The sequence below is a fragment of the Methylocaldum sp. RMAD-M genome (assembly GCF_017832375.1).
Classification (GTDB): Bacteria; Pseudomonadota; Gammaproteobacteria; order Methylococcales; family Methylococcaceae; genus Methylocaldum.
Genome location: NZ_JAFIBZ010000032.1, coordinates 43,801 through 57,034 on the forward strand (window position 1 = coordinate 43,801; position 13,234 = coordinate 57,034).

General features: G+C 56.6%; 9 protein-coding genes and 1 tRNA gene. 8 read left to right on the plus strand and 2 right to left on the minus strand.

What is annotated here, in order from left to right; genetic code table 11:
- Positions 1-228: 228 nt before the first annotated feature.
- The 8 genes from JOD69_RS21030 to JOD69_RS21065 all read left to right on the plus strand — a co-directional run bounded on the left by JOD69_RS21030 (position 229) and on the right by JOD69_RS21065 (position 12,251).
- On the plus strand, positions 229-1,629 hold the full coding sequence (locus tag JOD69_RS21030; protein WP_168183850.1) for a diguanylate cyclase: 1,401 nt from the start codon (positions 229-231) through the stop codon (positions 1,627-1,629).
- Positions 1,630-1,930: 301 nt separating this feature from the next.
- Positions 1,931-2,803, plus strand: coding sequence for an HDOD domain-containing protein (locus JOD69_RS21035; RefSeq protein ID WP_086134665.1), 873 nt, complete (start codon positions 1,931-1,933; stop codon positions 2,801-2,803).
- 130 nt (positions 2,804-2,933) lie between these two features.
- Positions 2,934-3,740, plus strand: coding sequence for a TIGR01458 family HAD-type hydrolase (locus JOD69_RS21040; protein WP_086134664.1), 807 nt, complete (start codon positions 2,934-2,936; stop codon positions 3,738-3,740).
- A 35-nt stretch (positions 3,741-3,775) separates the two neighbouring features.
- Complete coding sequence (gene guaD / locus JOD69_RS21045; RefSeq protein ID WP_077730724.1) at positions 3,776-5,077, plus strand: guanine deaminase; 1,302 nt, start codon at positions 3,776-3,778, stop codon at positions 5,075-5,077.
- A 132-nt stretch (positions 5,078-5,209) separates the two neighbouring features.
- Positions 5,210-8,350, plus strand: coding sequence for a cation-transporting P-type ATPase (locus tag JOD69_RS21050; protein ID WP_086134732.1), 3,141 nt, complete (start codon positions 5,210-5,212; stop codon positions 8,348-8,350).
- Positions 8,347-9,534 carry a methionine adenosyltransferase gene (metK, locus tag JOD69_RS21055; RefSeq protein ID WP_077730722.1) on the plus strand — a complete coding sequence of 396 codons (1,188 nt, stop codon included), beginning with the start codon at positions 8,347-8,349 and terminating at the stop codon, positions 9,532-9,534. The genes JOD69_RS21050 and metK overlap by 4 nt, the downstream gene beginning before the upstream one ends.
- A gap of 130 nt (positions 9,535-9,664) precedes the next feature.
- Positions 9,665-10,774: a GNAT family N-acetyltransferase/peptidase C39 family protein gene (locus JOD69_RS21060; RefSeq protein WP_086134663.1), complete on the plus strand. Its 1,110-nt coding sequence runs from the start codon at positions 9,665-9,667 to the stop codon at positions 10,772-10,774.
- A gap of 1 nt (position 10,775) precedes the next feature.
- Entirely contained in the window at positions 10,776-12,251 is a 1,476-nt protein-coding gene (locus JOD69_RS21065; RefSeq protein ID WP_077730720.1) for a RimK family protein, read from the plus strand.
- A 34-nt stretch (positions 12,252-12,285) separates the two neighbouring features.
- On the opposite strand, the gene JOD69_RS21070 is transcribed toward JOD69_RS21065, so the two are convergent.
- Positions 12,286-12,361: transfer RNA gene (locus JOD69_RS21070), tRNA-Thr, on the minus strand.
- A gap of 450 nt (positions 12,362-12,811) precedes the next feature.
- Positions 12,812-13,234 (minus strand): methane monooxygenase/ammonia monooxygenase subunit B (locus JOD69_RS21075; protein WP_245245713.1); only part of this gene is annotated, 423 nt, incomplete at its 5' end.

A 13,234-nucleotide genomic window follows, 5' to 3' on the forward strand; every position in this document is an offset into this window, starting at 1 on the left:
ACCTCTGTATGAGTAGAAATACTTATGGTGTTTCGTACTCGTCATCCCATACTACGGAAATCGGAATATCGCTGGGACGAATGCGGTTCGCTCCGCGTAATCTTTTACGGATACTGGATCGTAGGGATGAAAGGACTATCATTTCCCGTACTAAGCTGGCTTCCTTGGATGGCGGGCCTTTTTGTGCTTATTGCTCCTTCGCTTCCAATACTCGGAAACGAAGGATTTTTGCGTCTTGACGGAGGCGCTTTCGAAAATTTTCAGCTTTTGGGCTTCGTCGGGCCGCTGTCGCTCATCGCATTGCTTGCCATTCTTGGCAAACGCTTCACAAAAACAAGACAAATTCCCCCACCTTCCCGGGAAGATCTCGAAACGATTCTGGAATTGTCACCTGCCGCCATCTGCGTGACTGAAAAGACCAGCCTACGTTGCGTCTATGCCAATCGCGCCGCTTGCGACTTACTCGGCCACCGGTTCGGAGAGCACAGTGAAATCGATGTCGAAGCCGTGATTGTAGAGGACTGCTCCGCTCAACTGTTACGCCTGGACGCGCTGACGTCCGGCGATATCGCGCGAAGCACGCTGAAAGTGAGGCACAAAAACGGAAACATCTTAACGGTCGATGTCAGCGTCCGGACGATCGACGACGGAAAGTTCGTGTGGTCTTTCGCCGATATCACGGAACAGAAAAACACCGAGGAGACACTCCGGAATGAAGTCCGATTCGCCGACGATCTGATAAGAAGTTTGCCCGGCATCTTCTATCTGGCGGACAAGGATGGGCGATTTCTACGCTGGAACGCTAATTTTGAAGAGATGTCCGGTTATTCGGCGGGCGAACTGAAACGTGCACACCCGCTGGATTTCGTTCCCGAAGACGACAAACACGCTTTTGTCGGGGACAATATCATCGAAATGTTCACCTCGGGACGGTCCCTCGCCGAATCGTATTTCCTGACCAAGGACCGGCAGCGAATCCCGTTTTTCTTCACCAGCACAAAAGCCAAACTGGGACAGAGCGATTGCCTTCTGGGTGTAGGCCTCGACATCACCTCGCGCAAAACCGCCGAGGAGCAGATTTACTACCTGGCGCACTATGACGCGCTTACCAGTCTCCCGAACCGGATTCTGTTCAACGACCGAATCAGCCATGCCCTGTCCTTCGCCAGCCGATATGGGCAGCAGTTTGCCGTCCTATTCGTCGATTTGGACTGTTTCAAGGAAATCAACGATACGTACGGACACAATGTGGGAGACCTCGTACTGCAGCAAGCCGCGCTTAGGATCTCGCAATCGCTCCGTGAGAGCGACACGGTCGCCCGCATCGGCGGAGATGAATTTCTCGTGCTGCTTCCGGGAATTTCCGGAGCCGAGGAAGCCTGCATCGTCGCGGAAAAAATTCTGAGCGCGGTCGCTCGTCCGATCGAGGTGAATGGCTCGGAGATCGCCGTCTGCTCCAGCATAGGCATCGCGATTTTCCCCATTCACGGCACCGACAACCACAGCCTGGTCAAAGCCGCCGACGAGGCCATGTATTACGCCAAACGGACCGGCAAGAACCGTTATCATCTGAAGCGCGAGACTGCACCGCTAAGCGATTCGACCAAAAAGCTTTATCGGCATTATTAAGGGTCGCCTCTGCCGGCCGACGCCAGAGCCTCGGACATGTCGATTCGTCCGGGACTGATTTGATGTCGATTTTCCACGGCTGGCGTTCATTCCAGCCTCGATAAGTCCTTCCCTTCCGCTTATCTCAACGAGCAAGACGGTTTTCTCAGGACGACTACACTTCTACAGTGCCGCCCCACAAGATAAATCAGATCTTTCTAGCCCTAGGGGTTGCGCTATTCGAGCGGAGAGTCCGCTCGAACGCCGCATTTCCGGTAAAAAAATAGTGACGCACCAGCGCCAAGAACATCAGGTTAAACCGATGACTGCCCAAACGCTCGTCAAAGAAGTAAAGACGCTCGCATCCCTGCCCGAAGTGACTCTGAGAGTGACTCAGCTCATGGAGTCTCCCGATTCGACCAATGGCGCGATCGGTGAAGTGATCGTCAACGATCCGGCCTTGACCGCAAGATTGTTGAGATTGGCGAACAGCGCTTTTGCCGGCGTGCCGCACAAGGTCGAAACGGTTTCCCAGGCGATTTCATTACTCGGTAGAGATGCCGTCCGGGATCTGGTGCTGGCGACGTCCGTGGCGAGTACGTTCAGGGGAATTCCGCCGCACTGGGTGGACATGGAACGGTTCTGGCTCAATAGCATCGCCTGCGGCGTCATTGCGCGCTCCTTGGCCTTCCGCTGCCGGATCTTCGAAAATGAACCCCTATTCATAGCCGGACTGCTGCACAAGGTAGGCAGACTGGTCTTCTACTCCTGCCGTCCCGATCAATACCGGAGCGTTCTGGAACTCAGCGAACGCGGCGAAGACGCCATCAACGAGGCGGAACAGCGAATTTTCGGCTTTACTCATGCCGAGCTCGGCGCCGAACTATTGAGAAACTGGAGACTTCCCGAACGCCTGCAAAGGGCCGTGGCACATTATTTAGAGCCCAGCAAGGCTCCGGCGGATCATCGAAAAAATGCGGCGCTCATCCACGTGGCCAGCGCCCTGGCCAGCCATATCGAACCCAGCGTGAATCTGGAAGATGTGTTAAGCACCGAAAAAACGGGAGTCGACAAGGGCGCCTGGGAACTGCTCGAACTGTCCTTGGACACGGTCCCTAACATCATTCAAGATGCCTGGATCCAGACCTTCGAGGTTTTCGAAATCATCAAGCCGAGTTTCGCTGTCATACATTGACAGCCTAACGGAGATACGTAGTTTCGCGAATTCGCTTGTCATAGCGCATTCGATCGCCGGTTCTGCAATTGCGGAATGACGCGCAATACCGGACCATAAATGCGAGCGTGGACAACTCCTCCGATATCCCATGAATTCCCAGCGCAGCTCGTCAACCGCCATTTTCTCCAACATCAAAGGCATCCTGCTCGATCTCGACGGCGTGCTATACGTTGGCTCACATACCATCGAAGGCGCTCCGGAAACCGTAAGACGTATCCGCGCAGCGGGTTATCCGCTTCGTGTCATCACCAATACCAGCACTCGGTCGCTGGCTTCGCTGCACGACAAACTGGTGAAACTGGGGTTCGACATCGAATTCAATGAAATTCTGAGTGCCCCGCAGGCGGTTCTGCGCTACCTGAAACAACGTGGCTCCCGGCCTTGCACTCTGTTACTGGCCGAAGACGTAAAACGCGACTTCGCCGATATCGCCGAAGCGGACATCGAGCAGGCGGACTATATCGTCCTTGGCGATATCGGCGAAAACTGGTCTTACAACTTGCTCAACCGAGTATTTAACCGACTGATGCAGGGTGCCAAGCTCGTCGCCGTCCACAAGAATCGATTCTGGCAAACCGAAACGGGACTTAGAATGGATATCGGCGGGTTCGTCGCGGCGCTCGAGTATTGCAGCGGCGTCGAAGCCACGGTAATGGGAAAACCGTCTCCGGATTTCTACCGGATAGCGCTGCAGGATATGGGCCTGAGAGCCGAAGAAACAGCCATCGTAGGCGACGATATCGATTTCGATATCGGCGGTGGCCAAAAAGCCGGGATGACCGGAATATTGGTCAAAACCGGCAAGTATCGGGAAAGTTATGTGAACGCCTCATCGATTCGGCCCGACAAGATCATCGATTCCGTCAACGAATTGCCGGCGCTGTTGGGTCTCTAATAGACATCACGAGGCAAAGAGTCGGTACGCCAGCGATGACCGATACGATACACGCCGGCACGGTCGCCCATTTGAGGGGCAATCCGTTTGCCGGAGAAAACACTCTCGAAATTATCGAGCGAGGCGCGTTGGCGATAAACCCATCGGGCCGAGTTGCCTTGCTCGGAGAACGCGATGCCGTGCTCGACGCCTTTCCGGAGAGCGAGCTTGTCGACCATGGCGATGCTTGGCTCATCCCCGGCCTGATCGATGCACATCTGCATTTCCCTCAGTTCTACGCGACCGCCGGATTCGGAAACGGTTTGCTGGACTGGCTGGAGAACACCGTCTATCCGGCCGAGGCTCGCTTTGCCGACGAATCCTTTGCCAGGGCGGCGGCGGAACAATTCATCGAGCGCCTGTTAACCTGCGGAACGACCACCGCCATGGTGTTCGGCTCTCAGTTCTACGACGCAAACCTCGCACTATTCGAGGCGGCCGAACGATCCGGCATTCGCCTGATTGCCGGCATGACCTTGATGGACCGGAACGCACCGCCGATGCTGCTGCAAACGGCGGAACAGTCTGTCGATTCGATCGAAAAGCTCATCGGATTGTGCCGGCACGCCCCACGGCTCCACTATGCCGTTACGCCCAGGTTCGCGCTGTCGTGCTCACCCGAGTTGCTGGAGCTGTGCGGTTCGCTGCTGAGAAGCCACCCGGAAAGCTACCTCCAGACCCACATCAACGAAACGCGCGAAGAAATTGCCGCAGTGCGTACCGCATTCCCCCAAAGGCGGGACTACCTGGACGTTTACGATAGCTTCGGGCTCATCACCGAACGCACGGTGCTGGCGCACAGTATCTACACCACGGAACCGGAAATGGATCGGATGGCCGAGACGGACTGCACCGTGTGCCACTGCCCCACCAGCAATTCCTATCTCGGGAGCGGCTTGTTTCCATTACGGCGACATTTACGGCGCGGCATTCGAGTAGCCGTAGGCACGGATATCGGTGCCGGTACGCAGTTCTCCGTGTGGCGGGAACTATCCGAAACTTATAAAGTGCAGCAGTTGCAGGACTTCTGCTTGAATGCCGATCAGTTGCTCTATCTCGCGACTCTGGGCGGGGCAAAGGCACTCGGGCTTGAGAGTGAAGCGGGAAACTTCGAGCCGGGCAAGAGCGCCGATTTTTTTGTGCTCGATTACGAAGAGGACCAATACCTCGCTGCCCGACTAAGTCGCTGCGAAAACGCCGTAGAGCAGCTGTTCTCCCTATTGCAACTGGCGGATGAGCGGCACATAGCGTCGACCTACGTTCATGGGCATATGGCTGCATCCCGTAACGGATCGTAGCCGCAGGGTCACATTTTGGTAACCACGCTAAGGTAAGCTCATTTTTGACGTCCGAGACCGGATACGCAGAAGCATAGTAACTTTTCATCGCGACAGGTGCCCGTCATTCCCCGTCGCGGAACGGCTTTTCCGATGAAAGATACGTTCGATCAATGCGCCCGCCGCCAAAATCATTCCTCCCATTCGAGCCCTGTCGGACCGATCTTGATCACGCTTGCCCATCGCGGGGCTCCCGGGCGAATCCGGGTCAAGGTTCGTGGACTCTATCGCTCGGAAATCATGAAGAAGGCGCTTGAAGAACTTCCGGCCAAGAGCCGGTGGCTCGACTCGGTCAGCGCCAATCCGCTTACCGGAAGCGCCTTGGTCCGGTTCAGACTGGATCTGCCGATTGCCCTCATCATCGACGAGCTCGAACTTTGTGCCCGTAGACACTGGAAAACCAATGCCGCGATCGGCGGACCCCGGACGAAAGTCGGACACCAGGGCACGAGGCACTCCAATGCGCTCAAGATCGGCTTTTGGAAAGCCCGGCGGGCTGCTTTTGGAAAACCGCCACTCCAAATCGTCGAGAATCCGGATTTAGAGGCCCCCTCCCGCAAGCGAGTCTGGCACGCAATCGAGGACGAAGAGGTGCTGACGGCCCTGGGGTCCGGACCGGACGGCTTGACCGGAAAGCTTGCCGCGGCGCGTCTTCTTCGTCACGGACCGAATACCTTGAGCCAGCAAAAACCCCGCTCGGCCATAGCGATGTTTGCGGGACAACTCATGAGTCCGCCGGTCGCGTTGCTCGGCGTGTCGGCGGTGATTTCCATCGCCACCGGAGGCGTCGCGGATGCTCTAGCCATCCTGAGCGTCGTGTTGATCAATGCCGGCATCGGCTATTTCACCGAAAGTGAAGCGGAAAAAATCATCGGTTCGCTGGCCAAGCTGACACCAACCCGGGCGCTTGCCATTCGGGATGGGGAGAAGACGGAAATAGCGGTCGAAAACGTCGTGCCCGGCGACATTCTGGTGCTCGAGCCGGGATCGTTTGTAGCGGCAGACGCACGTCTGATCGCCAGCAACCGGTTGACTGTCGACGAATCGGCGCTGACCGGCGAAAGCCTTCCTGTCGGCAAACACCACAACTATCTGGCTCCTGCGGACGCCCCTCTGGCCGATCGCAAGAATATGGTTCATCGCGGCACCGTCGTCACCGGCGGCAGCGGGACGGCCGTAGCGGTGTCGACCGGCCGCCACACCGAAATCGGCGTGATCCAATCCCTGGTTGGATCGGTCAAACCGCCGGAGACGCCGTTGCAGCGCCAATTGGACCGTATGGGCACCCAGCTCGCGCTGTTTTCGGGCGGTATCTGCGCGGCGATGTTCGGCCTCGGCCTGCTGCGCGGGTTCGCCTGGCTGCAAATGTTGAAGTCCTCGATATCTCTGGCCGTCGCGGCCGTTCCGGAAGGCTTGCCGGCGGTGGCGACCACCACCCTGGCCCTCGGCATACGGCGAATGCAGCGCCACCACGTGCTGGTCCGTCAGCTGCCCGCCGTGGAAAGCCTCGGTTCGGTGAGGACCCTTTGCCTCGATAAAACCGGCACGCTGACCGAGAACCGGATGCGGGCCGTCACGATCGAAATGCCTGCAATCTCCGTCACTCGCACGAACGGCAGGTTGCTGATGAACGGAGAATCGTTCGATCTGGCCGAGCAGAGAGATCTCGAACGCTTGCTTCAGATCGTGTGCCTGTGCAGCGAAGTCAAGCTGGTCGAAAACGGCAGCGGGCGCCAGCTCGACGGAACGCCGACCGAGTCGGCTTTGGTGGAGATCGCACTGGACGCGGGCGAGGACGTCAAGGCATTGCGGGCGCGGCATCCGCTCGTCAAGACGGTACATCGGGCGGAGGATCGTCCGTATATGGTCACCGTTCACAAGAACACTGATGGAAAACACTTGGTCGCGGTCAAGGGCAGTCCGACCGACGTGCTCGGGCTGTGCACGTACGGGCTCCGCGACGGCGAGTACGTAGAGCTTGACGAAACGCAGTGTGCGGCGATCATGACACAGAACGAAGGCTTGGCCGGCCGCGCGTTGAGGGTTCTGGGCGTCGCCTTCGGATATTCCGAAGATATTGGCACCGCATCCGTAAGCCAAAACCTGGTCTGGCTAGGATTGATAGGGATGGAAGACACGGTCCGCCCCGGGATGGCCGAACTCATGGCCAAATTCCATGGAGCCGGAATCAGTACCGTAATGATTACTGGCGATCAGAGCGCCACAGCCTTCTCCGTCGGCAAACGCTTGGGGCTGAACGGCGTTAAGGCTCTCGAAATCATCGACTCCACCAGCCTGGACAAACTCGACCCCGACCTGCTCGCGGGCATCGTGAATGATACGACAGTGTTCGCGCGGGTCAGCCCGGCGCACAAGCTCCGCATCGTCCAGGCGCTTCAAAAGGCCGGACACGTCGTAGCGATGACCGGCGACGGCGTCAACGACGGCCCTGCTTTAAAGGCAGCCGACGTGGGCGTGGCGCTTGGCGGTGGGGGCGCCGAGGTGGCGCGGTCCGTCGCCGACATCGTTCTGGAAGACGACAATCTGCACACCATGATCGCTGCCGTTGAGCAGGGACGAACGATTTACTTGAACATCCGAAAGAGCCTGCATTTCCTGCTTTCCAGCAACTTGAGCGAAGTCGAGATCATGCTGATCGGCACGGCGCTTGGTGCCGGCGAAGTGCTGAACCCGATCCAACTGCTGTGGATCAACCTATTGACCGACATCCTGCCCGGCCTCGGATTGGCGCTCGAGCCGCCCGAGCAGGACGTGCTGAAACAGGCGCCCCGCAGCCCAACCGAGCCAATCATCCGCCGCTCCGATGCCGCCAGATTGATGCGTGAATCACTGCTTCTCTCCGGCGGCGCCATGGCTGTTTACGGATATAGCGTTGCCCGGTATGGCTTGGGGCCAAAAGCGGGCACCGGCGCCTTTATGACTATCACGCTCGGTCAGTTGCTCCACGCCATCAGTTGCCGGTCCGAGCGCACCGGCGTGTTCGATAGGGAGAAACGGCCAACCAACCGGCTATTGAGTGCGGCTTTGTTCGGTTCAGCCGCTCTTCAAATCGGCGCGGCCTTTTTGCCTCCGTTGCGCAATTTGCTCCGACTTTCGCCCATCGGCGCCCTCGATTGGGTCGCGATCGGGGCCGGAGCAACCACGCCGTTTTTAATCAATGAGGGGATTAAACGGTTAAAAACCGACTCGCAACAAAAGGAGCGGCGATCATGAAAAAGAGCTTTTTGTTCACTTCGGAATCGGTGGCCGAAGGGCACCCCGATCGGTTATGCGACACCATCAGCGACGCGATTGTTGACCGGTTTCTCCAGCAGGATCCTTACTCTCATATCGTGACCGAATGCGCCTTGTCGAAAGGAATCGTGTTCGTCGCCGCCCGCTTTGCTTCGAAAGCGACCGTGGACATTCCGGATCTGGCGCGGCAGGTTGTCGGCGCGGTCGGTTATCGCAAGGAAGATTTCAACGCCGCCGAATGCACCGTGGTCACCAGCCTTATGGCGCAACCTCTCGATCAACGGTATGAATGGGACGAGCGGGAATTGACCGACAAGGAGCTCGACCGAATCACCGTCCGCAATCAAATCACTCAGTTCGGTTTCGCCTGCAATCAAACGACCGAGCTGATGCCGTTTCCGATTACCATGGCCAACCGCTTGGCCCGGCAACTGACCGTGGCGCGCGAGAACAAAACCGTTTCCTACTTATCGCCCGACTGTACCACGCAGGTCGGCGTGGAATTCGAAAGCGGCAGACCGAACAGGATTCACAGCATTACCCTGATCGCGGGGCCTCATGGGGGCGATCAAATCGACGCAGCCCAGCTTCGCGCCGATCTTCTCGACCACGTTATCAATCCCGCTTTTGCGAACGAATCGATTCGGCCGGACGATCAGACAGACATCTTCATCAATCCGCGCGGCACTTTCCCGAAAAGCGGCCCCGCCGCACACTCGGGCATGACCGGACGAAAGACAGCGAGTGATACCTACGGCGGTTACGCGCGGCATTCCGGATCGGCCTTGTCCGGCAAAGACCCCTGCCGTATCGACCGCGTCGGCGCCTATGCCGCACGCTACGCCGCCAAAAACGTTGTAGCGGCCGGGCTCGCCGACGAATGCGAAGTCCAGCTGAGCTACACGATCGGGCAGTCCAGGCCGGTCAGCATTCAAGTGTCGGCATTCGGTACCGGCAGCGTCGACGAAAATACGATCAAGAACAGACTCGAAGAATGCATCGATTTCCGGCTAGGAGCGATCATCCGGAAATTCGGACTTCGCTACTTGCCCGCGCAATACAAAGGGATGTTTTACCGGATGCTACCGGCACACGGCCACATGGGCGCGTCATTCACCGAACTGCCTTGGGAACGCATTGATATCGAGAGCAAGCTCCGCTGATCGGCATCAGACAAGCGCAGGCTTGTTCCCGCGCTTGACCCCGCGAGCACAATGCCCACCTATTTTCGGGTAAGATGTCGGCATACAACTGCCTAGTATCTTTTCCGACACCTATCCCCCACTACCGTTGATGATTCGCGCAGCCAACTTGGACGATCTGGACGCCCTCGTTCGGATCGAAGACCGATGTTTCGATACGGACCGTATTTCCCGGCGCAACTTCCGGTATCTCCTTACCAAGGCGAATGCGGCGACCCTCGTGGATGATCATGAAGGGGTGATTCGCGGATATTCGATGGTGCTATTCCATACCGGCACCTCGCTGGCGCGCCTGTATTCCTACGCGGTCGACCCGCCGTATCGCAGCCAGGGCATAGGCCGGACTCTGGTAATAGCCTCCGAAGAATTGGCCCTGGACCGCGAATGCGTGACCTTGCGGCTCGAAGTTCGGCGCGATAATCGACCTTCGATCAAACTGTTTGAAAATCTCGGCTATCGTTATCTGGAAAGCGTTCCCGACTACTACGAAGACCACGCCTCGGCCTTGCGGTTCGAGAAAATGCTGGCACCTCATTTGAATCCGGAACTGGCTCGGGTGCCGTATTACCAGCAGACTCTCGATTTCACCTGCGGTCCGGCATCCCTGATGATGGCCATGAAGACCCTGCAATCCGATGTAGAGCTGGACCGAAAACTCGAGTTGCGGCTATGGCGCGAATCGACCACTGTTTTCATGACCTCCGGGCACGGCGGGTGCGGGCCTTATGGACTCGCGCTTTCGGCGTTTCACCGCGGGTTCGATGTCGAGGTTTATGTCAATGATGAAGGCGCACTTTTCATTACCTCGGTACGTGATCCAGAGAAACGGGTGGTGATGCAGGTCGTACAGGAGGATTTTTTGGATGAACTGAAAAGACTACCGGTCAAGATCGTGTATGCCGCCCTCAACTGCAATGAGTTGCAGGAAAAAATGGAGCAAGGCGGCATACCGGTTGTGCTGATCAGTTCCTATCGTCTTTATCAGGAAAAGTTTCCCCACTGGATCGTGGTGACAGGCTTCGACGAACATTATTTTTACGTGCACGATCCCTATGTCGATTATTCAGCCGGAAAGACAGCCACCGACTGCATCAACATGCCCATTCTCAAGACCGATTTTCAACGCATGGCCCGCTACGGAAAAACCGGACAAAAGTCTGTACTGATCCTTCGCAAATCAAAGTCGCGCCGGCGCCACTGATATGTCCGTCCACATCGTCGTTGTCGAGAGTCTAAAGGACTGGCAGCCGGACTATCCGCGCGTGCCCGTGGTTGCAGCCTGCGATTATTTATCGAAGGCCGAGTACCTGAAAACGAAGGATGTCCGCGTCATCAATTTGTGCCGCAGTTATCGTTACTTAAGCATGGGGTATTTTTGCTCTTTGCTGGCAGAGCCGCGCAGCCATCGGGTCATTCCGACCGTGAGAACCCTCACCAGCCTCAGCAGTAAATCCATTTACAGCCTTAACATCGAGGATCTCAACGGCATAATCCAGAAACGCTTCAAGAAGCGCGAGAGCAAAATCGATGAGACCTTCGAGCTTCCGATTTTTTTCGGTCGCTGCGAAGATCCGAATATGCAGGACCTTTCCCGGCAGATCTTCGATCTATTTCAATGTCCGTTGCTTAAAGTCGAGTTCCGCTATCAAGGCAAGTGGCATATAGACACCGTAAAGCCGATGCACCTCACGAGCTCGATGTGCGAACCGAACCGGCAACTTTTCATCGACGGACTGAACAGCTACCTCGCGAAACCATGGCGGAGGCCCCGCGCCAGGAGCACGTCGCGCTATGATCTGGCGGTGCTGCGTAATCCCGCCGAGAACATGCCGCCTTCCAATGCCGGCGCTTTGCAAAAGCTCGTCAAAGCCGGAAAAAAACAAGGGGTCGATGTCGAACTGATCGAGAAGAGAGATTACGAGCGCTTGGCGGAATACGACGCTCTATTTATTCGCGAAACCACCAATATTGATCACTACACCTATCGCTTCGCGAGAAAAGCGCAGATTGAAGGCATGGTGGTCATAGATGATCCCGATTCCATCCTGAAGTGCGCCAACAAGGTCTATTTGGCCGAACTAATGGACGCGCACCACATTCCCACACCGAAAAGCAAAATTCTCCAAAAGGGGCACGTCGAATCGATGAATGGCAACATCGGCTACCCCGTCGTCCTTAAGATCCCGGACGGCTCGTTTTCTCGGGGCGTATACAAAGCCGATGACGAGCGTGAATTTAGAACACTTTCGCAAAAACTGTTCAAGGAATCCGATCTGATCCTCGCCCAAGAATTCGTTTATACGTCGTTCGACTGGAGAGTGGGCATACTCAATGGACAACCCTTGTTCGCCTGCCAGTACTACATGTCTCGTGCGCATTGGCAAGTCGTCAGGCACCGATCGTCCGGGAAGGCCGTAGAGGGAAACTTTCGGACTTTACCAATCGAAGAGACCCCTAGCGCTGTCGTCGATACCGCGCTGGCCATCGCCAAACTGATCGGGGACGGTCTTTACGGAGTCGATCTCAAACAAACCGAGAACGGTGTCTACGTGATCGAAATTAACGATAACCCGAACATCGATGCCGGCATCGAGGATCACGTCCTCGGTGACAGACTCTATCAAATCATCATCGGCGAATTCGTACGCCGCTTAGATATCCGTCGCGAGAGCCGCTGAGCGATACCCGGATTCAAGGCAATGGATAGCGAAATGGAGCTGGCGAGAGGATTCGAACCCCCGACCGGCTGATTACAAATCAGCTGCTCTACCGACTGAGCTACGCCAGCAATGGATATGGATAAAACGGCATAAATTATATCACTAGAAGCCGGAAAGGAGTTGAAGGTTGTCTTCAGTTCATTCTGGCTCTGTAGTGAGTAAAATTTAGGTAAATTACCGGCTGGTACATTTTCGGCGCTAGCGTGGGCATCATTCGGAAGCATTTAGCCGGTAACCGGCACAAGCGATGCGAAACCTATGACCCACCGAGATATAGGAACCTATAGTCTTAAGGGGAACACCCTGCCCTCATAATAATATAGAGGGATAATCAGCTGGGCCCAAATAAGCCACCTTCCGCGTCATAAGCTCTCTAGGCCGCACACAGCGCACCGAGATCCGAATTAATCTCCGATCTAAACAAAGAAAAAAGCCCTCCTTCAGAGAAGGAGGGCTTTTCAGTGCCGACCGTCGGTCGTAAAGCCTTGAGGGCGCCGGGACCCGGCGCCCCCTTGGTCTTACATGAAGGACGGGATCAGCGGAGCGTCGATCTGGGTGACCTGACGGCCGCCCGCATCGTCAAAGAAGAACAACAGACCGGCAAAGCGGCTGTCCGGATCGTAGATGATGTCGGACAAACGATAGACTTCCCACGCCGCATCGCTGGCGGTGACGTCAATCGTCCGCGTCTCACCCGGCTGCAGCGGGCTGTTGTCGCTCACTTCAAGCCCATCGTCCGCCAACAGGTCTTCCGGATAACCGGTGGTGTCGCGGTAGACATCGCTGTCCAGGAAACGCACCGACGCGGTGTAGAACTCACCCAACCGCACCGGCTTGTTGCCGTTGTTGGTGACGGTGAGCTTCATGCGCATCGCACGGCCCGGTACCCGGTAGGTGGCGTCGGCAACCTTCACCGAAATCGTCGACTTCGGCATTTCGAT

Bases quoted from the DNA above. Each gene is read 5' to 3' on its own strand.
- JOD69_RS21035 (WP_086134665.1), top strand. From the start codon at position 1,931: ATGACTGCCCAAACGCTCGTCAAAGAAGTAAAGACGCTCGCATCCCTG.
- JOD69_RS21040 (WP_086134664.1), top strand. From the start codon at position 2,934: ATGAATTCCCAGCGCAGCTCGTCAACCGCCATTTTCTCCAACATCAAA.
- guaD (WP_077730724.1), top strand. From the start codon at position 3,776: ATGACCGATACGATACACGCCGGCACGGTCGCCCATTTGAGGGGCAAT.
- JOD69_RS21050 (WP_086134732.1), top strand. From the start codon at position 5,210: ATGAAAGATACGTTCGATCAATGCGCCCGCCGCCAAAATCATTCCTCC.
- metK (WP_077730722.1), top strand. From the start codon at position 8,347: ATGAAAAAGAGCTTTTTGTTCACTTCGGAATCGGTGGCCGAAGGGCAC.
- JOD69_RS21060 (WP_086134663.1), top strand. From the start codon at position 9,665: ATGATTCGCGCAGCCAACTTGGACGATCTGGACGCCCTCGTTCGGATC.
- JOD69_RS21065 (WP_077730720.1), top strand. From the start codon at position 10,776: ATGTCCGTCCACATCGTCGTTGTCGAGAGTCTAAAGGACTGGCAGCCG.